Raw genomic sequence first — 24,634 nt, 5'->3', positions numbered from 1 at the left:
CCAGCCAGAGAATCGGTGTCGGTTGATGGGTAAGTGTCCAGTAAGAAGAACTTTTCGACGATAGGGTCGTTTTCATCCTATTGATCTGGAGAACCCCATGCATTGCACGCCCCTGCCTACCTCTAAAGCTCCAAGTGCAGCCCGGCTGACCGCCACCTCGTCAGCCTTGGTGCTCGGTCTGTGCTCATCCATGGCCACACTCGCCGCTGAGTCGGCAAACGCCGAGCCCTCTTCATCCTGGGGCCTCGGCATGGGGGCGGTCAGCAGCCAGCCGCCGTACAAGGGCGTCGACCGTGAAAGTCAGGTCATACCGTTGATCTACTTTGAAAATGACTACGTGCGCGTATTCGGCCCTACCGCCGAGATCAAGCTGCCGGGTTTCACTATCAACGACTCCCAGCAACTGGATCTGAGCATCGTCGGTGAATACGACTTCAGTGGGTATGACGACGACGATGCCCGTTTCCTGGATGGCATGAGTGACCGTAAAGGTGGCTTCTGGGCGGGCGCCAAGGTGCAATGGCGCAACCCTCTGGCCGATGTCAGCGCCCGGTGGCTGGCGGACGTATCGGGCAACAGCAAGGGCCAGCGCTTTACCCTGGGTCTTGAGAGATCCTGGCAATGGGGTGAGCACCTCACCCTCACGCCGCGAATGGCGGCGATATGGCAGGACCAAAAGTACGTAGATTACTATTTTGGCGTTCGCGAAAGTGAAGCTCGCATTGATCGAGCAGCCTATGATGGAAAATCCGGCCTCAATACCGAACTGGGCGTTCGTGGAAACTATATGTTCGATGACCATCATTCCGTATTCCTTGACGTCAAGGCCACGAGCCTCACCGATGAGATCAAGGACAGCCCGCTGGTAGACCGTTCTACCGAAAACAGCGTGCTCTTCGGCTACCTGTACCGCTTCTGATGAGTCGTATTCTGCTGGTCGAAGACCACGAACGACTGGCGCATCTGGTGTGCAAAGGCCTGGCGAGCGCCGGCATCGCCGTCGATGTGGTCAATCGCATTGATGGTGCGTGGGCGGCTATCGGGCGGGTCCCCTACCAGGCGCTGATCCTTGATCGCGGCTTGCCGGACGGCGACGGGCTCGTCTTGTTGCAGCGCTTGCGCAACGCCGGGCTTGGCGTGCCCTGCCTTGTCCTCACGGCGCGCGACGCACTGCATGACCGTGTCGCAGGCCTGGATGCTGGAGCAGATGACTATCTGCCCAAGCCGTTCGCCATGGATGAGATGGTCGCGCGCGTGCGGGCGTTGCTAAGGCGTCCCGTGGACTGTCGTCCACTCGCGCCGAGTCATGGTGACCTGAGCCTGCAACCCGATACCGGCGTCATGAGCTGTGCAGGCCAAAGCATTCCTCTGGCGCCTGCGGAAATGCAGATCATGCTGTTGCTGTTGCGAAAGCCAGGGGAAATCGTGCGTCGCACCGCGATAGAAGCGGCAGGCTGGGGCTTGAGCGAAGCCGTGACGCCTAACGCACTGGATGTGGCCCTTCACCGGATCCGCCGCAAGCTGCTTGCCATCGGCTCCCGCCAACGAATCATCAACCTCAGAGGTCTCGGTTATGCCCTTCGTCAAGAAGACCTGGCGCAATAGCATCAGCTTCAAGGTGCTGCTCGCCTACGTGGTCGGCGTGGGGTTGAGCATTCTGCTGATTGCATTGGGGGTGCTCGCGCTCATCACGTCAAAGAGCGATATCTTGTTGACCACCGACGTCGCCGAGCGCACCCATGACCTGGCCGGCAAGGTCCAGTTCGATGCCACTGGCCGGCCCCTCGGATTCGACAGCAGTGAGGGTGACCGAGTCTGGACCTTCGATAGTCTGGGGCGGGAAATCGGCTACCGCGTGCTGGATTCAACGGGCAATGTGGCCCTGACCTCCACCGACGCGACGTTTTGGTCTTCAGTGACAACGAATCCCCCATCGCAACAGTCGAGATTCAAGTTCGAGCGGGAAGGCATCGTCATGTACGCCGCCACCGCGGCTGTCGAGCATCAAGGCAAGACCTGGTATTTGCAATTTTCCGCCAGCGAGAGGCTCATGGATTTGCTCCATGGGGGGTTTGCCTGGCCATTCATGGGGGCCGGGATCGCGCTGTTCAGCCTGGTGCTGCTGTTCGTCTTCGGCGCCTGCGCTTATTTCACGTTGGGCTACACCCTCAAACCCTTGCGTGAAGTGTCGGAGTCAGCGGCCGCCATCTCCCCTCGTTCCCTGCACTCACGGTTGCAGGTAAAAACCGTGCCGTCCGAGGTCGAGCCGCTGGTCACCAGCTTCAACCAGGCGCTTGCGCGCCTGGAGCAAGGTTATCGTGTCCAGCAGGAGTTCCTTGCAACCGCAGCGCACGAGCTGAAAACACCGCTGGCGTTGATTCGCTCGCAAATCGAACTGATGCAAGACCATCACGCTCGCACCGCCCTGCTCAATGACGTGGCGCATATGACACGGCAAGTCCAGCAACTGCTGCTCCTGACCGAAGCCAGTGAGGTTCAGAATTACAGTTTTGCCACGGTGGAAATCGCCGGTATAGCCAAGGAAGCCTGCGGCTATCTGCAGCGCATGGCCGAGGCCGTCGACGTACGTCTTGTTCTGGTTGACGAGACGCCTGCCGGCGGCCAATGGCAGGCCGATCGAAGTGCACTCTTCACGTTGCTCAAGAATCTGCTGGAAAATGCCATTCAACACGCCCCCCGAGGTACAGAGGTCAGGATGCACGTCAGTGCGGATGCTCTCAGGGTGCGCGATTGGGGGCCGGGCGTTGATCGCGAGCAATTGCCGCACTTGTTCACGCGCTTCTGGCGCGGGCCGCATCGCCGTGACCATGGCGCAGGACTTGGCCTGACGATCTGCCAGGAAATTGCACGGGCCCATGGTTGGATGCTGTCTGCAAAGCGAGCCGAGCCGGGCCTGCTGTTTGAGTTGTCTTGGCCGGAGCGGTTGGATGCCCCTGCCCGGCTTTGAGTACCCGCGCTCGTGCGAACACCCCGCCCTCGCCCCTCAGATAAACGCCAGGGCAGCCCGTGCATCCACGACATCAGCCAACATCAGTCACCTCGTCAGAGTATAAAACGGCCCGCCCCCCACTCAGGGCGGGCAGCAACTCAGCTGTGATAGGTCGGATTCTCGATCAACAGCGCCATGCCCTGGCCACCGCCGACACATGCTGCGGCTATCCCGTAACGCAGATTGTGCTGACGCAACTGCCTGGCCAGGGTCATGACCAACCGCAAGCCGGTAGCAGCCAGTGGATGCCCGACGGCCAAGGAGCCACCCTGGACGTTGAGCCGGGTCTGATCCAGTTCCAACTCCTGCGCGACCGCCAGTACCTGCGCCGCCTGGGCTTCGTTGATCTCGAAACGACCAATGTCATCAAGACTCAATCCACTGCGTTGCAGCAACAGACGAATCGCGGGTGCCGGGCCGATACCCATGAACTCAGGCGCCACCCCGACCACCGCGCTGGCCAGCAAGCGAGCCAGGGGCCTACGCGTGCAGGCTGAGCCCCGTCCTACCAAGGCCGCCGCTGCGCCATCGACGACCGCGCAGCTGTTACCGGCGGTTTGTACGCCACCCACATGTAACGCCCGCAGGCGCGACAGCGCCGAGAAGTCAGTGGGTCGTGGATGGCTGTCCTGGGTGACGATACTGGTGCGACGCGGCAGCTTGATGCCCCTTGGCTGATAGCCTTCCAGTTCGAACACCTGGTTATCGATGGGTACGATCTCCTCACACCAGGCGCCTTCGCGCTGTGCCTGCAAGGCTCGCTGATGACTGTCGCAAGCATAGCGGTCCACCGCCTCACGACACAGATCATAGCGTCGCGCCAGGTTGTCGGCGGTGGCGATCATATCCAACCCGGGGGCCGGGTCGTACAGGGCTTCCCAGAGAAAATCCTTGAATTGCACCCCGCCACCGAGACGAAAGCCATCCCGGTGTGTGTAGGCGGCAATCGGATTGCGTGACATCGATTCACTGGCCACGCATAAGGCTAATTGAACGCCATCACGCAACTGTTCAGCAGCCTGGCGCAACAGTTCAAAGCCGGTGGCGCAGATGCGCTGCACCCCCAGCGCAGGAACCGTTTGCGCCACGCCGCTGTACAACCCGATGTGCCGCGGCAATAAATAGGCATCAAAGCTGGCTTGGGCCATGGAGCCGGCCAGCACGCTGTCTACGGCCAGAGGATCGATGCCGGCCCGGGCCAGCACCTCCCGACCGACCTTGATCCCAAGATCGATAGGCGAAACCTGAGCCAAGGCTCCTCCAAGATCAACCCAGGGGGTGCGCACCGCATCGAAAATGGCCACATCGACAAAGGCGGAATATTGCCCTGCACTGCTCATGCCCTGAGTTCCATGGTTTTTGCTCTCTCTTTGCGCACTTGAAGGTGAGCAAAAACCTAACCCGTCATTTTAGTTAATTCAAGCAACTATTATTCAAATTAACTAAATGTGCTTCGGGTCGGTGGGTGAGAAGTCGTCGAGCAGTTCGATGAAGGATTGTCGCAACCAGCGGTTGGCCGGGTCATGATGGAAACGCGTATGCCAGTAAAGGTGTATGTCGTATCCGCAAATATCCCATGGCAGCGGCACCAGGCGCACATCGGTGATGTCGGCAAACCTCCGTCCGACTGCCAAGGGTACAGTGGCGATCATGTCAGATTCGGCCACCAGAAATGGCACGCCCATGAACCGTGGCAGGCTGAAACGCACCCGACGGGTGATGCCGTGGCTTGCCAGTTCACGATCCAGTCCGCTCATTCCACGCCCGTCAGGCTGGACCGCGACATGCAATGCGCTCTGGTATTGCTCGGCGCTCATGCTGTCACCGATGGTCGGATGATCGCGACGAACGATGCAGACAAACGAATGGCGATACAACGCACGATGCCGGATCGAGGTATTGAGCAAGCGCGGAAAATAACCGATTGCCGCGTCCACCTCGCCGGCATCCAGCCCCTCCTCCAACTGCTCCGAGGACAACGCCAGGGTCCGAATTTTTAAATGCGGCGCTTTACTGTCGAGCATTCGCATCAATCTGGGCAGAAACACCATCTCACCGATATCCGACATGCACAGCACCAGTTGGCGCTCGGAGTGTTCGGCAACGAACCCGGTGGATGGCAACACCTCGCTGCTGACCATCTCCAGGATCCGTTGCACCGGCTCGGTGATCTGCAGGGCCCTCGCCGTAGGTTGCATGCCACGTGAAGTGCGAATGAACAATGGGTCATCGAACAGCGTGCGTAACTTGGACAACGCGAAGCTCATGGCCGGCTGACTGAGCCCCATGAGATCACCGGCCAGAGTCACGCTTTGCTTTTTGCGCAGCGCATCGAAGACTTTCAGCAGGTTGAGATCGACGTCCTTGATATCCATATTTTGGATTTTATCTATAAGTAAAATAAGGTTTTCGGATTCTAGGTCGAAGCCTAGACTCGGTACAAGATCGTTAAGGTAATTAACCGAATCGACCTCTAATAAAAACAACGGAGCGAATCATGCCCAAGAAGCTACGCAGTAATTTCCCCTACGGATCCTACTTGTGGGCTGTGCGTGCCGCCCAGTGGCGCGCCTTGGGAATTGAGGAGAGCGAGCTGGAAAAACCGAAAATCGCCATCGTGAATTCGTCGTCGAACCTGGCGATCTGCTTCAGTCATCTGGACGGCATCGCTGCCACCCTCAAGCAATCGGTACGCGATGCCGGTGCGCTGCCCTTCGAAATTCGTACAGCCGCGCCCAGTGATTTCATCACCGGTGCCGGTGCGGGAGGAGCCTATATGCTCGCCGCCCGAGACCTCATCACCAATGATATTGAAGTAGCGGTCGAAGGTGCTCAGCTCGACGGCATGATCTGCCTGGCCTCTTGCGACAAAACGGTACCCGGCCAATTGATGGCTGCCGCCCGATTGAACATCCCGACGCTGATCGTAGTGTGCGGGTATCAGCCAAGCGGCGAATATAAAGGCCAGCACGTCGATATCGAAGATGTCTTCATCAGCTCCATGCACGTGGTCACCGGCAAACTGCCGGTCGAGGAACTGGCCGGCATGGCACGCAATGCCATCAAGGGGCCCGGGGTCTGTTCGGGCATGGGCACGGCCAACTCCATGCACCTGGTATGTGAAGCCTTGGGCATGGCCTTGCCCGGCAGTTCCCCCATTGCAGCTAATAGCCCGCAGATGTTCGATTTCGTTCACCAGGCAGGCAAGCGCATCGTGGAAATGATCGAGGAGGATCTGAAGCCTCGCGACATCCTGACTCCTGCTGCGTTTGCCAACGCCGTTGCGACCATTCTCGCCGCGGGAGGCTCGGTCAACACCATCAAACATATGCAGGCGGTGGCGGCTGAAGGTGGCATTGACGTAGACGTGTACCAACTCTTCAGGGAACTGGGGAAAAAGATACCGGTGCTGGTCGGCGTACGACCCGTGGGCGAACACAGCATTGAGCAAATGGAAGCGGCAGGTGGTGGCCGCGGGCTGCTCAAGCGCCTTGAGCCGTTGCTGCACGGTGACGTGCTGACCGTGACCGGCAAAACCCTCACGCAAAACCTGGTGGGGGTAACCGTCAGTGACGACGAGGTGATCCGCCCGTTGCACACCCCCTTTGCCACCCAACCGGCCATCGTGATGCTGCGCGGCAACATTGCGCCGCAGGCTGGCATCGTCAAATACGGCATCGACCCACACAAGCCACGCCGGTTCAAGGGCCCCGCGATCTGCTTCGAGCGCTCCGCCGATGCCATCCAGGCATTGCAGGACGGACGCATTCAGCCCGGTCATGTCGTGGTCATGCGTGGTGCCGGTGTACAGGGCGGTCCGGCCATGGGCGGCGGTGCCTCGAAGGTCGTGTTCGCCATTGACGGGGCCGGGCTGGGTGACCACGTGGCAATGCTGACCGACGGTCACCTTTCGGGGCTGGTGTGCAAAGGTTTGGTCGTGGCTGAGGTGGCTCCCGAAGCAGCCGTCGGTGGCCCCCTCGCACTGGTGGAGGACGGCGATATCATCGATATCGACCTGGATCTCAACACCCTTGACGCCGATATCAGCGAAACCCAAATGCACGCCAGACGCGCCCGCTGGCTGCCTGCACCCTCCCAGTTCGGTGGTGGCTGGCTGGATATATATCGCCACAATGTGTCCTCCATGGAACACGGTGCGGTGTTGATAAAGCCCCTGGACATCACCCCTCCTGGGGAGAAACCGCAATGAAGTTGCGCGACGACGAAAAAGCCATGCTCGCTGGCGATCAAGGTCCGGCGGTGCAAAAAGCCATGGATTTACTGGTGCGCTATGGCGCAGCCCTGGATGCGGAATGTCTGGTGGATACGCGAAATGTGGCCGGTACCATCGGCGCCACCACGCCCTTTCTGCGTCAGTACGCAGATCAAAATGGCGGTATGGATGCAGTGTTCAGCGAGTTCAACCTCGACAGCGCCGAGTGGGTCAAGATTCCTCCGGTCAAGGTCTCGAGCAGCCACCTGCAGCAAGGCATCGACCCCCGGCACGCTGTACGCCAAGGCGTCTCGCAAGACGTGGTCCGCATCTATGAAACAGGACAGGCCTACAGCAGTGGTCTGGGGGTCCAACCCTTGAATACCTGTACGCCCTATCAGGTCGGCAACGTGCCGGTAAAGGGCGAACACTGCGCATGGATGGAATCCTCTGCGGTGATCTATATCAACTCGGTACTCGGCGCCCGCACCAATGCCGAAGGCCGGGAAAGCACGGGCGCGGCGATGCTGACCGGCAAGATCCCCTATTGGGGCCTGCACATCGAGCAGAACCGTCGCGGCACTCACCTGATCCAGCTGGACATAGACGTCAGTACCACGGCTGACTGGGGATTGCTCGGCTACTGGGTCGGTGAACAGGTGCAGGACCGCATCCCGGTCATCCAGGGCTTGAGTCACCAGCCCAACCTGGCTCGCCTCAAGCATTTCGGAGCGGCGGCGGCATCCAGTGGCGGGGTGGAAATGTATCACCTGGTTGGGGTGACACCTGAAGCCCAAACCCGCGAGCAGGCGTTTGGCGCGTCCCCGCCCCTGGCCACAATGCGCTTCGGCGAGGCCGAGCGGCGCTGGGCCTATGAGCAAGTCAATATCACCGCGCGTGATGACGAGATTGACTTCGTGATGCTCGGTTGCCCGCACTACAGCCTCGAACAACTCTGGGAGGTCTGCCAATTGCTGGAAGGCCAACGCCTGAGTCCGAATACCGAGCTCTGGATATTTACGGCGGCGTCGATCAAACAACTGGCCGATGTCGCCGGCTACACCCGCATCATCGAACAGGCCGGTGGGCACCTGATGACCGATACCTGCTCGGCCATTGGCAAGGTGGTTCCCACGGGCACACGGGTGGCGGCAGTCGATTCGGCCAAACAGGCGCACTACCTGCCTGCGATCATGGGTATCCAGACCTGGTTTGGTAGCACCGCCGATTGCGTTCAGGCCGCCATTGAGGGCCGTTGGAAAGGAGTATTGAGATGAGTACAACCTTCACCCTCACCGGCCGCAAGGTCGTAGGCGGCTGCTTCGAAGGCGAAGCACTGGTGACCCGGGACCGCATCTCTGGCTGGGGCGGTATCGACCCGCGCACCGGAACCGTCATCGAGACCCGTCACGAACTCAAGGGCATCAGTTTCGCCGGCAAAGTGCTGGTGTTTCCCGGCGCCAAGGGCTCGTCCGGCTGGTCCTCGCAGTTCCATATCGCCCGTCTCGCCGGCGTAGCCCCGGGCGCCATGCTGTTCAACGAAATGACCGCAAAAATGGGCCTTGGCGCCGTGGTCGTCCATGCGCCGGCCATGACCGACTTCACAGAGGATCCATTGAGCCGTATTCAAACCGGGGATTGGGTCCGAGTCGATGCCGACGCCGGGACCGTTGAAGTGACCCCGCGTCAACGGCAAACCGATCCGTCGCAACACCCGACCGGGTCGCAGCGAACGCGGGCGCCGTCGTAAGCGAAATCTGCCAGCCGCAACAACCGCTCCCGTGACCTTTGGTCATCGGGCTCGGGCTCGGCTGCCCTTATTACATATCCAAAGGTAGTTTTATGGCTCATGTCATTCGCACGGTACGCCGTACCAGCGCCCCCACCCCGCAACGCTTGCAGGCCGACGTCTGCATTGTCGGCGCTGGTATCTCCGGTATTTCCGCCGCTCTGGAGGCCGCTGCGCTCGGCAAACGCGTCGTGCTGTTCGATGCCCTGCCGATGCTCGGCGGCCAGGCGGTCGGTTCGATTATCGGGACCTTCTGCGGGTTGTTTTCCAATGGTCCGAACCGCCGGTTGCTGACCCACGGTATCGCCGCCGACATCCTTCGTGACCTGGGTGCCTCAGGGGACTTGCACCAGGCTATTGGCCCCCTGACGACGGTGGTTTACTACGACGAAGTTGCCTTGGGCCGATGGATTGGCCAGAAAATACTCGACGCCGGGATCACCGTGGTGCTCGGTGCGGTGTTACGCAATGTAGTGCGCGAAGGTCCGCGGATCCGGGAAGTGGAACTGGCCACCCGCTACGGCGATGTGCGTGTCGCGGCCAACGGCTTTATCGACGCCAGCGGAGACGCGGCATTAGTCTGGAATGCCGGGCTTGCCTGTCGCGAGCCGGACACACCCATCTATGGCACCCAGATGTTCGTCCTTGAGCACATCAATGAAGCGTACTTGCCCACCCGCGCGCAATTCACCGAACGGGTCAAACAAAAAGCCAAAAGCTACGGTATCGAACGCGACGACGGACTGTTCTTTCAGTTCCCCGGGCGCGGCACCGCAGCGTTCAACATGACTCACATCGAAACGCCTCTGGATCCGGTGGCCGCTTCCCACGTCGCGATCGCCGGGCGCCAGCAGGTGGACCAGGTGATCAACTTCCTTCAGTCGGAGTACCCCGAGGCTTACAGCAAGGCCAAGGTTCGGGCATACGCGCTGCCCGGTATTCGCCAGACCCGCTGGATTGTCGGACATCATCATTTGACAACCGACGAAGTACGAGCGGCGACGATCTTCCCGGACGCGGTAGCACGTACATCCTGGCCAGTGGAATTACACGGCAATACCAGTGGCTATCAGTGGGAGCCCTTTGGTGACGATCACATTCACAGCGTGCCGTTGCGCAGCATGCTTGCCGAGGGTAGCGATAACCTGGTCGTCGCCGGTCGCTGCATCGATGCCGACGCGGCCGCGCTGTCGAGTGTTCGGGTGATGGGCCCCTGTATCGCAATGGGCGCCGCTGCGGCCCATGCGCTGGACCTCGCAGGCCCCGATGGCAGGTTGAGTGACATACCCGCCCCGGCATTGCGCGAGCGGCTGGCGTTCAATCTGGAATAGTGCTTAAAGCAGTTCGACGCGCCACCCGCCAAACAGGGGGCGCCACTCCAACAACAATAAAAAAATGCAGTGGAGAACGCACATGTCACAGTCCCGCACCCTGGACGTAGCGGCGCTTATCGAAGGTCGCAAACTTTCACGCTTCAACTACGTGGTGATCCTGGTCTCGGTTCTGATCACCTTCCTCGATGGCTTCGATTTACTGGTGTTGTCGCACACGGCTTCCTACATCGCCGATGAAGTGGGTCTGGACAAGATCCAACTGGGCGAGATCTTCTCCATCGGCCTGCTGGGAATGATGCTCGGTGGATTCTTCTTCGGCTACCTGGGTGACCGAATCGGGCGGCGTCCCACCATTCTTTTTTCCACCTGCTCATTTGGGGTGTTGACCTTACTGTTTGCCTTGGCCAACAGCTATGAGTCGCTGATGGTCCTGCGCTTTCTCAACGGCTTCGCCCTAGGCGCGATGCTGCCGTTGTGCTGGGCCTTGAACATTGAATTCGTACCCAAGCGTTATCGCTCGACGGTGGTGACCATCATCATGGTCGGCTTCAGTCTGGGCAGCGCGATGGCTGGCCCGATCACCGTCTGGCTGGCGCCACATGTCGGTTGGCAGGGGGTGTTCGTGTTAGGCGGCGTACTGACCCTGGCCGCCAGCATGCTCCTGTTTTTCACCCTGCCCGAATCGGTCCGGTTCCTGGCCAGCAAGCGTAAAGGCCCGGAAAAAATCCTGGCAACGCTCAAGCGCATGGATGCGAGCCTGGATGTGCGACCTGGCGACCAATTCGTTCTACTGGACGAGCCGGATCTGGGTCGCAAGGAATTTCGGGTCAGCCAGCTGTTTATCGGCCGCCTGAAATGGGTCACCCCAATGATCTGGCTGGGCTACTCCGCCAGTTCCATGGCCATGTACTTTCTCGCCTCGTGGAGCCCACTGGTCTATCAATACGCAGGATTTGACCGCGCGACAGCTTCGTGGGTCAGCTCGATCGCCTCGTTCAGCGGCGCAATGGCGGGCTTGGCGATGATGCGCTTCGTCGATACCCGCGGCCCTTACATGGTGATGATCTATCCGCTGCTGGCTTTGCCTTTCCTGCTGGTATTGGGCATCTCCGGCATGCAGGGCACCGCATTCCTGATGCTGAGCCTGGTCGGGGCCGTGTTCGTCAAAGGCTCCCACTACGGCATCCTCAGTATCGCCGGGGTCTTCTACCCTAGCGCTATTCGTGCCAATGGCGCGGGCTGGGCAACCTCGATCGCCAAGATCGGCTCGATCCTCGGCCCATTGCTGGGCGCTTATGTACTGAACAGCGGAATGCCAGTGGTCAAGAGCTTCCTGGTCCTGGCCATATGTCCGGCCATGCTGGCCGCCTGTGCGTTCGGCATCGGTCACCTGACCCGCCACGACCTTGCAGTGGATCCATTGCCAGCACCATCACAGACGTGACCGCCGGCCTCTGACTCACCACTTTGCCCATGCCTGCTGCTCCGCGTCGTCACCGACGCGGTCAGGCAAAACTCGCCCTGAATAATCGTCTTCCCTCTCCTGAGAGCAATAAAAAAATGAACAGGAATCTACCCTTCTTCACCGCGTTTGCACTCTTCTGTCACGGCACCTACGTCCAGGCAGACTTTTTCAAGGACAGCAGCGCGACCTTGACGACACGCAATTTTTATCTCAATCGCGACTTTCGCCAGAGTGGCGCGCCCCAGGCCAAAGCCGAAGAGTGGACCCAAGGCTTCTTCGCCGAACTTCAGTCTGGCTACACCGAAGGTACCGTTGGATTTGGCCTCGATGCCTTGGGCGAACTGGGGATCAAGCTCGACTCGGGCCGAGGTCGACGGGGCAGCGGACTGTTGCCCTACGGGCCCGACAGCAACCAGCCAGTTGACGAGTACAGCGAACTGGGGCTGACCGCAAAAATGCGCCTGTCCCAGACCCGGCTCAAGGTAGGAGCCCTGATGCCGATTCACCCGCTGGCGTATTACAGCGACACCCGACTACTGCCCTCCACATTCACCGGCGCCTACCTGACGTCGAGCGAAGTCGAGAACTTGACTGTCACCGCAGCGAGGTTGACAGCGGCCAACGGCCGCGACTCTTCGAGTAATGATGACATCAGCTACGCCGGCCAGAGCAGTGATCATCTGGACCTGCTCGGCGGCGACTATACGCTGGGCAAGAACCTGACCCTGCGCTACCACCAGGGTGAGCTGCAGGACATCTACCGCCAGCATTTTTCCGGCGTGATTCACACACTGCCACTGGGAGAAGGCGTCAGCCTGCGCTCCGATTTGCGCTACGTCGACAGCAGCGACACTGGCGCCGCAAAGGCCGGGAAGATCGACAACCGCAACTTCAATGGCATGTTCACCCTGACCGTCGGGGCCCAGCGATTCGCCGCGGCGTTTCAGCACCTGTCGGGAGACAGTGTGTATCCAGTGATCGACACCGGCACTCCGTATGTGGCGAACCTCGTCACCTATAACTCCTTCACTAAAGCCAACGAAAAATCCTGGCAGTTGCGTTACGAATATGACTTTGCCGCGCTCGGCATACCAGGTCTGACGTTCATGACCCGTTATGTGAAAGGCAGCGATATCCGCACCAGCACCGTCAGCGACGGCAGTGAGTGGGAACGTGATACCGACCTGACCTACGTCCTCCAGAGCGGTGCCCTGAAAGGCCTGAACCTGCGCTGGCGCAACGTCACGTACCGGTCTGGGGATGGCCTGACCCAGCAGCTCGATGAAAATCGCCTGATCGTCGGTTACACCTGGAAATTGTGGTGAGCCTGGCACACCGGAACACGCTCACTTGGGTCTTACTGTGTGGAGAGCAATCATGATCCCGTCACGCGCAATTGATGTCGCCGCCTTGATTGAGGCGCGCAAACTGTCGAGTTTCAACTATCTGATCATTTGTGTGTCGGTGCTGATCACCTTCCTCGATGGCTTTGACTTGCTGATGCTCTCCCATACCGCCGCCTACATGGCCGAGGACATTGGCCTGGATAAACTGCAATTGGGCAACATCTTTTCCATAGGTTTGTTCGGCATGATGTTGGGTGGATTCTTTTTCGGTTATCTGGGCGACCGGATCGGCCGTCGCCCGACCATCATCCTGTCCACCAGCGCCTTTGGCCTGATGACCTTGCTGTTCACCCTAGCCGATAGCTACGCCTCGCTGCTGATCTTGCGCTTTCTCAATGGCTTTGCCTTGGGCGCCATGCTGCCACTTTGCTGGGCTTTGAATATCGAGTTTGTGCCCAAGCGCTACCGTGCAAGCGTGATCACCATCATCATGGTTGGCTTCAGCCTGGGCGGCGCGGTTGCCGGCCCCCTGACCGTTTGGATGGCTCCACACTACGGCTGGGCCAGCGTGTTTGCCCTGGGCGGCATCGCGACTTTGCTTTCCAGTGTGTTGTTGTTTTTCACCCTGCCAGAATCGGTGCGATTTCTGGTGAGCAAGCACAAACGGCCCGAAACCGTGGCGCGAATCCTCAAGCGCCTGGATCCTGGCATCGATCTTCGCGCCGGGGACCGCTATTTTCTGGGCGATGAAATCGACCTTGGCCACCGCCCCTTCCGTGTCGGACAGTTGTTCATCGGCAAACTGAAATGGATCACGCCCATGATCTGGATTGGCTTCGGAGCAAGCTCCATGGCCATGTACTTTCTCGCTTCATGGAGCCCACTGGTGTACCAGTATGCAGGCTTCGACCGGGCTACCGCGTCATGGGTAAGCTCCTTCGCCTCGTTCAGCGGAGCCATGGCCGGGCTCGTGTTGATGCGAGTGGTCGACACTCGTGGGCCCTACGCCGTAATGATATACCCCCTGTTGTCGTTACCCTTTTTGCTGGTCCTGGGTATCGGCGAACTGCAAGGCGACGCCTTTATTGCACTGAGCCTGATGGGCGCTATTTTCGTCAAGGGCAGCCACTACGGCATCACCAGTATCGCCGGGATTTTCTACCCCAGTGCCATTCGCGGCAACGGCGCCGGATGGGCCGCGTCCATGGGTAAGATCGGCTCTGTATGTGGGCCGTTACTCGGGGCCTATGTGCTCAACAGCGGCATGCCCGTGGTGAAGAGCTTCGCCGTACTGGCCCTGTGTCCTGCGGTACTTGGCGTGTGCGCCTATGTCGTGGCCCGCATTGATCGGCGCGCAACCGTGAACAAAACGTTAACGTTGGACAATACCCTCATCCCCCATTCCCAACCATCTGCCACAACGACGCCCCCACCCCGGTAATGCTCTCCCCGGCAATCAACCCCGCCGCCGCGGTGATGGCAAAGCGTTCTGTAAGGCTCGGCCAGCGGCAGCTCACCAGCCAGGTGAGTACCGCGCCGAGGGCCATCATCAGTGACACCGAGGCTGGCAAGACGAAGGCCAGGCCCAAAGCCGCCGTGCTTGGCAGGTAACGGGCCCGGTGCGCGGGCAGTACGCTGTCGAGGATCCCTAGCAGCAAGCCGGCCACGGCACCGATGATGACCGCCCAGCGAATGCTCGCTGACAGTGAGTCCAGCCCCAGGGTCAGGGTTTGCGCCACGGCTTTCCAGGTGGCGACCGCCGGGGCCGGCCATTCCTGGGTGAGCAACATCCCTTGCGGGTCCGGGATCAGGGCCAGGTAGGCCAACACCCCGACGATGCTGCCGACGAAAATCCCCAGGGTTTGCGCGATCAACTGCTTGCCCGGCGTGGCGCCAATCGCCCGGCCCACCTTGAAGTCGTTCATCAAATCCGTGCATTGCCCAGCCGAACCGCCGGCGGTGTTGGCGCTCATCAAGTTGATCGGCACCTGCCCGGGGGCGACGATGCCAAAACTCAGTTGGGACAATTGTCCGATGGCGCCGATGGGGGCAATGCCCGTGGCGCCGACCACACGGGCGGCCACGGCCGCCAGGCAGATCGCCAAGGGAATGGTCAACAAGGCCATCCACGGGTTGATGCCAAACAACAGTGCTTGCAGGCTCACCACCAATATAATCGCCAGCAGGAAACCGGCGGCGGGCCCCGCCTTGGGGGCCGCCCAGGTCGCCCCACCACCTGCCCTGGTGGACTTGTGCAAGGCCCACAAGCGAATCGCCAGAGAGGTCAGGGTCGCACAGACCATCAGGCTCACGCCCGGCCACAGCAACCACTCCACCAGCGCCGCGAACTGCGGACCGCTACTGCCCGGCGGCAGTTGCACCAGACCCTGCGCCAGCAGCCACGGCGCCAACCCGCCCCATGCCAGCAAGGCGCCGAGCAGCAGGGTCAGGCCGACGCGAATCCCGATGATCGCGCCAAAACCGACCAACAACAGTGAAGGGTCAGCGGTAAACGTCAGGCGCTCCAGCTGCGGAGTCGGCGACCAGCGCGGGAAGGTCCACAGGAAGGTATCAACCCCTTTGACCCACCCCGACAGCAACGCAGCGCTGAGCAACACCTTCAAGCGCTTCGCCGCTTCGTGGCCGTGGTTGTAGATGTGCAAAAGGGTTTCCAGGGTCGCCATGCCCTCGGGGAATTTCAGCGCCTTGTCGTTGAGCAATGAGGGCCGCAGGTACCAGGCGATCCAGATCCCCAGGAAGCTCACCGAGAACACCCAGGCAATCATTGGGATGGCGTCCAACTGTTGACCGGTCAGCAAGGTATAGGCCGGGATCGGCGCAACCAGCCCACCGGAAATGATTGATGCAGCGGCCGAGGCCACGGTCTGGTTGATGTTGCTTTCGTGCAGCGTCCAGGGCAGTTGAGCGGCCGAACGCTTGGCCAGGCCTTGCCAAATGCCATAGCCGATCAGCAAGGCAATGATCGACATGTTGAACGACCAGCCAATCTTGAGGCCGGCGTACACATTGGAAGGCGTCAACAGGATACCGATTACGATGCCGGTACTGACCGCTCGCAGGCTCAGCTCACGTTCGACAGGGTAATCCAGGGCGATGGTTGGCGAGGTTGGGTGCATGCGAATTCCTTATCGGCAATGAGACAGCGCGATCACTCAACGCGGCGACTTAACAAATGAGCGCTGCATTGGCGGAAGGTTCACATGACTGCGAGAAGCCCCTGCCAGCACGGGACATTCCTGTCCAGGCGTTCGCGGGGTGGTTGAGGGCTCAAGCCAACAGCTCGCTGATCCACTGGGTTTGCCGAGCCATCTCTTGCACCTTATCCTCCGGCACGGCCTGTCGCGCCCGGGTGAAGTGCGTCAAGGTGCGCTGTTTGAGGCGCAGCATACGCTGCCACTTGGCCAGGAACGCCGGGCTGCGGACGCGCATCTGCAATGGCCCGAAGTACAGCTCCTGCGCGGTGTACGTCACGGGCCCGGCGCGCTCGGCGACGATGATTTCGTAGTAGAAGCGGTTTTCCCGCAGCACTTCTTCGAAGCAGATGCGATAACCATTTTCCATCAGCCATTGACGCAGTGGCTGCTCGCCGCCGTTGGGCTGCAGGATCAGCCGTTCCTGGCCGCTCAGGCGCGCCTTGCCGTCGGCGAGAATGTCGCGGATCGTCTCGCCGCCCATGCCGCACAGGCTGACGGCCGTGATCCCGTCTCCGGGCTCGATCGCCGCCAGGCCGTCGGCCAGGCGCACGATGACCTGCTGGGTAAAACCGTTCTCGCGCACCGTGCGTTCAGCCGAACGAAACGGAGTCAACGCCACCTCGCCAGCCACCGCCGCCGCAATCACACCCCGGCGCATCAATGCCACCGGCAGGTAGCCGTGATCCGAGCCGATATCGGCCAGGCGCGCACCGGCCGGTACATGCGCCGCCACACGCTCCAGGCGCTGGGACAATGTCTGTTCGTTCAACTGCTGCTCCTGTTCATCACCCACTTCTGGATCAAGCCTGAGCAGGTGCCCAGCCGAGGGGCAATCACAACACTCATCGCGCAACGGGTCAAACCGGCTCACTAACCAGAGCTGATGGCTGACCTCAGATCCTTTCCCACGTTTTCCATAGGGAATACCCGCTCGACCCGCGAAAAACGCCAACGAATTGGCGCCGATATTTGAAATCTGAAAAAAACTGAACAAACGACGTTTTTCCGACGATTGGCCCATGCGGGCCATTGCTGAGGCTTTGAAAGCAGGCACATCATCCGACTGTCACCGCCAGCATTTCAGGGCCTGACGGCAGAGCAATTAATCGCATCGCTCTAATAGGAGCATTCAGGATGATGACCGTTTATTTTGTGGTTATGGCTATCTGCAGCGGCGTTGAAGGTTGTGTAGAAGAGCGAAAGCCGGGGCCGACTTTTGCCTCCAGGGCGGTGTGCATGGACAACGCCAGGGCGATGGCGCCGCGCAAAGGCGTGAAATTCAAATGTCGCAGTGAACGCCTCTGGGTGCCGGTTGAGGCGCGGGGCGTAGACGGCAACGAAAGCGTTGTTTCAACCGGCGCGCACACCCAGCCTTAGCACGGTGAGCGGTGAGCCATCAGCCACTCAACACCGCCTTAAGCAACGGGTCATTCAGGTACGCGACATTCAATCGCGTCCAGGGATTGATACGCGACTGCTCCGGTGAAAATATGTGACCGGGAGCAATCATGAATCCCTTCGGCAGCAGTTGCCGGGTCAGCTCCTTGGCGTCATCAATGTGGGCAAACCGGGCCCACAAATACAGACTCTGCTCTGGACGAAAGAATACCTCGGCGCCTATCTCATCGAGCATCTGCAAACCTGCCGCAGTGGCGCTCTTGAGCCGCTCCTGCAGGCGGATCTGATGTCGCAGAAAATGCCCCTCCGTCAGGATGACATCAATGGTTCGCTCACACAGCTCCGAAGTGCTGGTGTGCAGGAGCATTTTCAGATCACCCAGTTCGTCGATGACGTCCTTGCTTCCTGCGATAAACCCCACCCTCAATGCCGCAGAAACCGATTTGGAAAAACTGCCCACGTACAGTGAACGGTTCAATTGATCCAGCGCAGACACCTTGATGGCCGACGCCGGTTTGAAATCAGCCAACGCGTCGTCGTCCACCAGGATAAAGTTGTGCTCATGGGCTAACTGGACCAGTCGATGGGCTTTGCCGGGGGAGATATCGGAGCCCGTCGGATTGTGCCCAACCGACTGAATGAAAAATAATCTTGGCTTGTGCAACAGAAGATGCTGCTCCAGCACGTCCAGGTCCGGCCCGTCCGGCAATCGGGGTACGGATAACATCCGCGCCCCTTGCAGTTGCAGCTTGCCAAACAGCGGGTAATAGCCCGGATCCTCGACAAAAACGTAATCCCCCGGGGCAATGAAGCGGCGGATGATCAGATCCAGTGCGTGATTGGCCCCATGGGTCGTTACGATTTGCCGCGCACTGGCGGTAATCGAATAGCTCGCCAGTTTTTGCACCAGGTGTTGGCGCAATGCAGCGTTACCCAGCCGGTTGCCGTAGCGAAAAAGCGTGGTGACACCCATGCGCATGATCTGGCGCGTGAACTTGTCCAAGCGCAGATCCATCAGCCACTCTACGGGCGGAAAACCTTCCCCAAGCGGCGAGTGCCCCGGCTCTCGGACAAACTGCTGACGCATCAGCCAGATGGTGTCCATCGCCCGGGTAAAGGGCAGTGGCTCTTCCGGTTCGCTGCTGCTCGGCGCGCCTCGTGTCACGAAGAAACCCTGCCCGTGACGCGCCTCGACCAGTCCTTGGGAGGCCAGCGATTCATAAGCGTTGATCACCGTATTTTTCGAATGACCAAACAGACGCATGCACTCGCGCAGGGACGGTAAACGGTCACCCACTCGGTAGGTGCCGTTGCCGATCTGCGCAACCAATGATGCCGTCAGCTCTTGGGCAAGCGTCAGTCGCGCCATCGTACGAAGTCCTGGGTGAATGATTCGCAGAGGGTACAGCTTAGGTACTGTCTGTCCAAACTGTACCTTTTTTGCCAGGACACATACGCATAGGGTGGCAGGCATTGAAAAACAATAACTGCAACCGGATGCCTTCCATGAGTATCGACTCCCGCCTCCCGATGTTCCGCAGCCTGTCGCCAGCCGAACGCCTGAACCACTTGCAACAGCTGCTTGAGCTTGCAGAAGATGACGTTGCCCTGCTCCGCGATGCCGGCGCCCTGCCCCTGGAAATAGCCGATGGCATGATCGAGAACGTCATCGGAAAATTTGAATTGCCCTACGCTGTCGCGAGCAACTTCCAGATTAACGGACGCGACGTCATCGTGCCGTTGGTCGTCGAGGAGCCTTCGGTGGTCGCCGCCGCCTCGTTCATGGCCAAACTGGCGCGCGAAGCCGGTGGTTTTCAGACCTCCAGCTCGCTGCCGCTGATGCGCGCGCAAGTGCAGATCGTGGACATCGACGATCCCTTCAATGCCCGTCTGAGTCTGTTGCGCCGCAAGGACGAAATCATCGAACTGGCCAACCGCAAGGATCAACTGCTGAACCAGTTGGGTGGCGGTTGCCGCGACATCGAAGTGCATACCTTCGCCCAGAGCCCTCGTGGCCCCATGCTGGTCGCCCACCTTATCGTGGATGTACGCGACGCGATGGGGGCCAATACCGTAAACACGATGGCTGAAGCCGTGGCCCCGCTGATGGAGCAGATTACCGGCGGCAAGGTCCGCCTGCGCATTCTGTCGAATCTGGCCGACCTGCGGCTTGCCCGAGCCCAGATCCGTATTGCACCGGAACATCTCACCACCAAAGCCTACAAGGGCGAGGACGTCATTGAAGGCATTCTCGATGCTTACAATTTTGCAGTGGTCGATCCCTATCGTGCAGCCACCCACAACAAGGGCATCATGAACGGCATCGACCCATTGATCGTCGCCACCGGCAACGACTGGCGCGCGGTGGAAGCCGGAGCACACGCCTATGCCTGTCGTAACGGACATTACGGGTCACTGACGACCTGGGAAAAAGATGGCAGGGGCCATCTAGTGGGAACGTTGGAGATGCCCATGCCCGTTGGCCTGGTCGGCGGCGCGACCAAGACTCACCCGCTGGCGCAATTGTCGTTACGCATCCTGGGCGTGAAAACCGCTCAGGAACTTGCCGAAATTGCCGTGGCGGTCGGCCTCGCCCAAAACCTAGGGGCGTTGCGTGCGCTGTCTACCGAGGGGATACAACGCGGGCACATGGCTTTGCATGCACGCAACATTGCGCTTTCGGCGGGAGCCAGGGGCGATGAGGTCGATTGGCTGGTCGCGCAGATGGTTCAAGCCCGGGACGTGCGCTCAGACAAAGCCGCTGAACTTCTTGGGCAAAAACGCGCGCAGGCGTCGGACTCATAGCCACGAACTCAAGCACATCTCTTCACGTTCATAACAATAAAACCCTCCAGGGGCAGTGGGAGAATCCTGATGAAATCCGAACTATTTGAAGTATGGGGCGACACGGTTGATGGTCGCCACCTGCTCTACTCCATAGGCATCGGTGCAGCCGTGAGCCTCGGCGCTTTTTTTATCGCCCAGCACCTGCTTGTCGGCTGGGTGGACTCCGCGCAGATGGCCCGCGCCTACGCGATGCTGGTAGGTATTGTGGGCTGCCTGGCAGGTGGCGCCATCAGTGCGCTGCTTTTCAAACCCAAGCGCCATGTCATAGAACATCTGGCGGATCCGGCTTTGCGCGCAAAAATCCTGATTGAGTTGCAGAACGAGTACGGCCCACTGGGCAGTCTGGCTGATCTGCCGCCGGCGACGATCGCGGAACTGCGTGAAATGGACCTGTATGAGCTGTTCGCCGATTACGAGAAAGGCCTTGGTGCGCCCGCGAAAAGCCCCGCTGCAACAGCCACCGTGGGTGTCGGCGCAGTCAGTGGCAATGGAGGTCAATCATGATCGTTCCACTGATGGACCAGATCCTGATGGCACTGGGCATGGGGATTCTGGGGGCGGTGATTTTTGCCGGGATCGGGCTCATCTCCGGGAGCGATGAAACCACCACCCTCGCCCCTTTGACCTTGCTGGTCGTCCTGCTGGGCGTCCCGGCCCCCGGCGTGCTGACGTTCTTTCTGGCCGGCGCCGTCGCCAAACATATGACCCATGCCGTCCCGACAGCGTTGCTGGGTATTCCTGGCGACACCATGGCGACGCCATTGATGCGCGAGGCCAACTTTCTGCGCAACTTGGGCGTGCCCCACATTGCCCTGCGCAAGATGATTTCCGGGGCGGTCATTGCCGCGTTGATCGCCGTGCCAATGGCCGTATTGTTCGCGCTGATGCTGGCGCCGTTCGGGGACATGATCAAGCAGGCTGCGCCTTGGGTGTTCCTGCTCGCGGCGGTGGCGATCGCGTGGTTCTCCAAAGGTCGTCTGGCCGCCGTGCTGACGCTGATTCCGTTCGTCATGATCATCGTTGGCCTGCAAACCATGACCGCACAGTTCGGGGTCAAGCTCAGCGTCAGTTACTTTCTGGGCATCGCCATTGGCCCGTTGATCGCCGCGCTGTTCTCGCTGCTCGCGCCCGCCGAGCGGGAAACCATGCGACGCCAGCAAGTGCGCACGTTTTCCCTGTCGCCCGATGTAAAAAGCTGGGGTGGCTTTTTTCCTAATCCGCTCAAGGTGCTGGACAGTAAGCAGAGCCTGTGGACGGCCATTACTGCGGTGATCTCCAGCGCGACCTTTGTGTTCAGCCCGGTGGCCATGACCGTGATCATGGGCGAGCTCGTCGGTTCGAGGGTCAAGCATGTCTACCATCGCCTGACCACGGTCATCACCGCTCGAAACGGCGTTACGGAATCAACCTACCTGGCCGAAGCCTTGATCCCGCTGATCGCCTTCGGCCTGCCACTGAGCCCTGTCGCAGCGGGCCCGGCAGCGCCACTGTTCAATGCCCCACCGCGCTTTAGCGTCGACGCGACGACAGGCGAGGTAAACAACTTGCATTCGCTGCTCAGCACCTGGGAGTTTTTTGGCTACGGGTTATTGGCGGTGGTCGTCGCCATCCTGATCGCTTACCCCTTCACCATGAATTACGCCCACAGAGCCGCGTCCTATGTGTCGCGCAAGATCAGTCACGAAGCGGTGATCTCGACCTTTGTTGGCCTGATCCTGGTGATCGGCATCTGGGAAGGTGGTCTGCTGGGGTTGCTGGTGATCGTCACCATCGGCCTGCTGGGCGGTTTCCTTTCACGCTTTTTGGGTTTCAACATCGGTGTGCAGTTCATGGGCTATTACACAGCCGTGCTGTCTGTTCCCGCCCTGGTTGCCCTGATGAATGCGTGATGTTTTTAACCCTCTACAACAGTGTTCAGATAACCCACAACGGTGATGCGAATGACCCTGAAAATATCGGTACTGGCAGCGGGTGCGATCATGGCCTTTTCGCTTTGCACCGCTACGTTTTCCGCCACGAAAAGCCCACTGGTCGGGACATGGAAAATGGTCAGCGCAACCATTGAACGCGATGGCATCCGATCGGATGCGTACGGCCCCAATCCACATGGATGGCTGGTGTTCACTGAAGATTTGACGTTTGTCGAGGTGCTCACCGATCCGCGAGTGCCCGCGTTTCGATCCAGCGTTCGGGGCGAAGGAACCGATGAAGAAAACCGAGCAGCGATGGCTGGGAGCATCGGTTTTTTCGGACGATATACCGTCGACCAGAACGGCGAGTTCACCGGCAATACCGTCGAAGGATCGACGTTCCCGAATTGGGTGGGCGCGACACGTACTCAAGATGACCTGCAACTGAAAGTCGACGGCAACCGGATGGTGGAAAATTTCCAGCGTCCCGACGGAACGAAGGTTCATATCATCTTTGAGCGGGTGAAGTAGCTGTGCGTCGCGAGCAGCCCTGACCGGGCCGGCTCAATCCAAGGTGAGGTGAGGTGAGGTGAGGTGAGGTGAGCTGAGCTGAGCACAGCTCAGCCCACGCTTGCGCAACGCGGGTATCCACTCGCCCCACGGCTTACCAGATCGGCACCGTGTAGAGCACCAGGAAGCGGGTCTGGTTTTCATCGCGGAACGCCGCGCCGGCCGGAAAGTCGTTGCGATAGATCGATTTGCGCACCATCAACCCGACATTCTTCAGCGGACCGCCCTGGATCACATAGCCCAGTTCCATCTGGAATTCCCGCTCCTTACGGTCGTCGGCATTGAGTGCCGCCAGTTCGATATTGTCACCGCGCACGTAACGCAGCCGGCTCTTCAAGCCGGGCACCCCGGCGGCGGCGAAGTCATAATCGTAGATCGCCTGCCAGGTCCGTTCCTTGGCGTTGAGAAAGTCCGAGCTCATGGTCAACTCGCTCATGCCCATCAACTCAGTGCCTGACACATAAGGCGTCGCCGTGTCGCCGCTGGCGTGCATGTAACCCAGGCTCAGGCGATGACCGCCAAAGCGATAACCGAACAACGCCGAGAGGTTGCGGTTGTCCACCTTGCCGCCCTTGGCACTGCCCTCTTCGTCGCTGAAAAAACTGCGCAGGTCAGTGCTCAACGTGCCTTCGCCCACTTGCACGTTATGCAGCAAGGCCAGGGTGTTCTGCTGGTACAGGTCGGCTACTTCAGCGTGATAAACCCGCAGGCTGAGGTCTTTGTTTACCTGATAATCGCCACCGACATAGGCCATGTGCGATGAGGTGGCCGCACCGTTGAAACGCCCGTTCGGCGAAGCGATGCTCATTGGCTGGTAGTCGGTGGAGTCACGCTTGTTGATGCGATCGATGTAGCCGGTATTGAGCGTCAGTCCGTCGATGTCCTTGGAACTGAGCGTGGTGCCGCGAAACGTCTGCGGCAGCAACCGCGACGGGCTGGCAAAGGCGAACGGCAGGAAGATCGACACATCGCCGCTCTTCACCGTGGTTTGCGCAAAGCGCATTTTGGCAGTCATGGCCAGGCGCGAATATTCATCCGCCGCGCGCTTGTCGCTGCTGGACACCGGCAGCAATTCAGTGCCGCTGCGGTCCGGTGAGGAATCCAGCTTGACCCCCATCAACCCACGGGCGTCCAGGCCGAAACCGACAGTGCCCGGCGTAAACCCCGACTCCACATTCATGATAAAGCCCTGAGCCCACTCCCGAGCCGCGGTTTTCGCCCCCTCGTCCTTGTAATCCCGATCCAGGTAAAAATTGCGCAAGGTCAAGGTGCCGTGGCTATCGTCGATGAAGCCTTCCGACAGTGCGGGGGTGGTGACCGCATATAAGCCCAACAGGACGAGGCCGCGTGCGCAAAGAGGTGAGACTGAGGTCGTCGCAAGGACGCCCTGGGGTGAGTTCGCCATGTCCGATGTCCACTTATTGTTGTTTTTTTTGAACGTGATCGACAGCCATATAGCCGCGATCTCGGGCCAGAGAGTGGGAAAAGGCGGAGGCGCCGTCAATCCATACTGGCCGATAATCGAACATTAATGTTC

21 protein-coding genes are annotated in these 24,634 nt (G+C 59.8%); 15 read left to right on the top strand and 6 right to left on the bottom strand.

From position 1 onward, the window contains the following. Positions 1–190: 190 nt before the first annotated feature. The 3 genes from HU811_RS00425 to HU811_RS00415 are packed head-to-tail and all read left to right on the top strand — an operon-like array spanning position 191 to position 2,968. Positions 191–919 (top strand): MipA/OmpV family protein, encoded by a 729-nt coding sequence (locus HU811_RS00425; RefSeq protein ID WP_225248353.1) that lies wholly within the window; start codon positions 191–193, stop codon positions 917–919. Then, positions 919–1,605, top strand: coding sequence for a response regulator transcription factor (locus HU811_RS00420; protein ID WP_186653129.1), 687 nt, complete (start codon positions 919–921; stop codon positions 1,603–1,605). The genes HU811_RS00425 and HU811_RS00420 overlap by 1 nt, the downstream gene beginning before the upstream one ends. After that, on the top strand, positions 1,574–2,968 hold the full coding sequence (locus tag HU811_RS00415) for a HAMP domain-containing sensor histidine kinase (RefSeq protein WP_186653127.1): 1,395 nt from the start codon (positions 1,574–1,576) through the stop codon (positions 2,966–2,968). The genes HU811_RS00420 and HU811_RS00415 overlap by 32 nt, the downstream gene beginning before the upstream one ends. A gap of 140 nt (positions 2,969–3,108) precedes the next feature. On the opposite strand, the gene HU811_RS00410 is transcribed toward HU811_RS00415, so the two are convergent. Beyond that, complete coding sequence (locus HU811_RS00410; protein WP_186653125.1) at positions 3,109–4,350, bottom strand: thiolase family protein; 1,242 nt, start codon at positions 4,348–4,350, stop codon at positions 3,109–3,111. 102 nt (positions 4,351–4,452) lie between these two features. Next, positions 4,453–5,385, bottom strand: a complete 933-nt coding sequence (locus tag HU811_RS00405; protein WP_186653122.1) for a LysR family transcriptional regulator — start codon at positions 5,383–5,385, stop codon at positions 4,453–4,455. 122 nt (positions 5,386–5,507) lie between these two features. On the opposite strand from HU811_RS00405, the gene ilvD reads away from it, so the two are divergent. From ilvD to HU811_RS00370, 7 genes are all read left to right on the top strand, one after another. Next, entirely contained in the window at positions 5,508–7,220 is a 1,713-nt protein-coding gene (ilvD, locus tag HU811_RS00400) for a dihydroxy-acid dehydratase (RefSeq protein ID WP_186653120.1), read from the top strand. Beyond that, entirely contained in the window at positions 7,217–8,500 is a 1,284-nt protein-coding gene (locus HU811_RS00395) for an aconitase X (protein ID WP_092454688.1), read from the top strand. Before ilvD ends, HU811_RS00395 begins: the two co-directional genes overlap by 4 nt. Then, on the top strand, positions 8,497–8,973 hold the full coding sequence (locus tag HU811_RS00390; RefSeq protein ID WP_092396511.1) for an aconitase X swivel domain-containing protein: 477 nt from the start codon (positions 8,497–8,499) through the stop codon (positions 8,971–8,973). Before HU811_RS00395 ends, HU811_RS00390 begins: the two co-directional genes overlap by 4 nt. 92 nt (positions 8,974–9,065) lie before the next feature. Then, a complete protein-coding gene (locus tag HU811_RS00385) occupies positions 9,066–10,343 on the top strand; it encodes an FAD-dependent oxidoreductase (protein ID WP_092396509.1) in 1,278 nt (425 codons plus the stop codon). An 82-nt stretch (positions 10,344–10,425) separates the two neighbouring features. Further along, the gene (locus HU811_RS00380; protein WP_177218153.1) at positions 10,426–11,790 is read left to right on the top strand and encodes an MFS transporter; all 1,365 of its coding nucleotides are present in this window, start codon (positions 10,426–10,428) and stop codon (positions 11,788–11,790) included. Positions 11,791–11,906: 116 nt separating this feature from the next. Further along, positions 11,907–13,136 (top strand): OprD family porin, encoded by a 1,230-nt coding sequence (locus HU811_RS00375; protein WP_186653117.1) that lies wholly within the window; start codon positions 11,907–11,909, stop codon positions 13,134–13,136. 52 nt (positions 13,137–13,188) lie between these two features. Beyond that, positions 13,189–14,598, top strand: coding sequence for an MFS transporter (locus HU811_RS00370; RefSeq protein WP_186653115.1), 1,410 nt, complete (start codon positions 13,189–13,191; stop codon positions 14,596–14,598). Here HU811_RS00370 and HU811_RS00365 read toward each other — a convergent pair. Together HU811_RS00365 and HU811_RS00360 are read right to left on the bottom strand one after the other, a co-directional pair. Beyond that, positions 14,549–16,294: an OPT family oligopeptide transporter gene (locus tag HU811_RS00365; protein WP_186653112.1), complete on the bottom strand. Its 1,746-nt coding sequence runs from the start codon at positions 16,292–16,294 to the stop codon at positions 14,549–14,551. The genes HU811_RS00370 and HU811_RS00365 overlap by 50 nt on opposite strands. A gap of 151 nt (positions 16,295–16,445) precedes the next feature. Next, a complete protein-coding gene (locus HU811_RS00360; RefSeq protein WP_186653109.1) occupies positions 16,446–17,141 on the bottom strand; it encodes a tRNA (adenine(22)-N(1))-methyltransferase in 696 nt (231 codons plus the stop codon). Between the two features lie 365 nt (positions 17,142–17,506). Between HU811_RS00360 and HU811_RS00355 the strand changes: the two genes are divergently transcribed. Then, positions 17,507–17,749 (top strand): hypothetical protein, encoded by a 243-nt coding sequence (locus HU811_RS00355; RefSeq protein WP_092396497.1) that lies wholly within the window; start codon positions 17,507–17,509, stop codon positions 17,747–17,749. 19 nt (positions 17,750–17,768) lie between these two features. Here HU811_RS00355 and HU811_RS00350 read toward each other — a convergent pair whose 3' ends face one another. Next, the gene (locus HU811_RS00350) at positions 17,769–19,139 is read right to left on the bottom strand and encodes an aminotransferase-like domain-containing protein (RefSeq protein ID WP_186653107.1); all 1,371 of its coding nucleotides are present in this window, start codon (positions 19,137–19,139) and stop codon (positions 17,769–17,771) included. 137 nt (positions 19,140–19,276) lie between these two features. On the opposite strand from HU811_RS00350, the gene HU811_RS00345 reads away from it, so the two are divergent. The 4 genes from HU811_RS00345 to HU811_RS00330 all read left to right on the top strand — a co-directional run bounded on the left by HU811_RS00345 (position 19,277) and on the right by HU811_RS00330 (position 23,058). Beyond that, on the top strand, positions 19,277–20,575 hold the full coding sequence (locus HU811_RS00345) for a hydroxymethylglutaryl-CoA reductase, degradative (RefSeq protein WP_186653104.1): 1,299 nt from the start codon (positions 19,277–19,279) through the stop codon (positions 20,573–20,575). 69 nt (positions 20,576–20,644) lie between these two features. Continuing rightward, positions 20,645–21,121: a hypothetical protein gene (locus HU811_RS00340; protein WP_186653101.1), complete on the top strand. Its 477-nt coding sequence runs from the start codon at positions 20,645–20,647 to the stop codon at positions 21,119–21,121. Beyond that, the gene (locus HU811_RS00335; protein WP_186653099.1) at positions 21,118–22,506 is read left to right on the top strand and encodes a tripartite tricarboxylate transporter permease; all 1,389 of its coding nucleotides are present in this window, start codon (positions 21,118–21,120) and stop codon (positions 22,504–22,506) included. The genes HU811_RS00340 and HU811_RS00335 overlap by 4 nt, the downstream gene beginning before the upstream one ends. 51 nt (positions 22,507–22,557) lie before the next feature. Next, positions 22,558–23,058, top strand: a complete 501-nt coding sequence (locus HU811_RS00330) for a lipocalin-like domain-containing protein (protein ID WP_186653096.1) — start codon at positions 22,558–22,560, stop codon at positions 23,056–23,058. A gap of 133 nt (positions 23,059–23,191) precedes the next feature. On the opposite strand, the gene HU811_RS00325 is transcribed toward HU811_RS00330, so the two are convergent. Then, entirely contained in the window at positions 23,192–24,502 is a 1,311-nt protein-coding gene (locus HU811_RS00325) for an OprD family porin (RefSeq protein ID WP_186653093.1), read from the bottom strand. Between the last annotated feature and the right edge of the window lie 132 nt (positions 24,503–24,634).

Source organism: Pseudomonas tehranensis, assembly GCF_014268615.1.
In the GTDB taxonomy this organism is placed as follows: Bacteria; Pseudomonadota; Gammaproteobacteria; order Pseudomonadales; family Pseudomonadaceae; genus Aquipseudomonas; species Aquipseudomonas tehranensis.
This window is presented reverse-complemented; position numbering and strand designations above follow the sequence as displayed.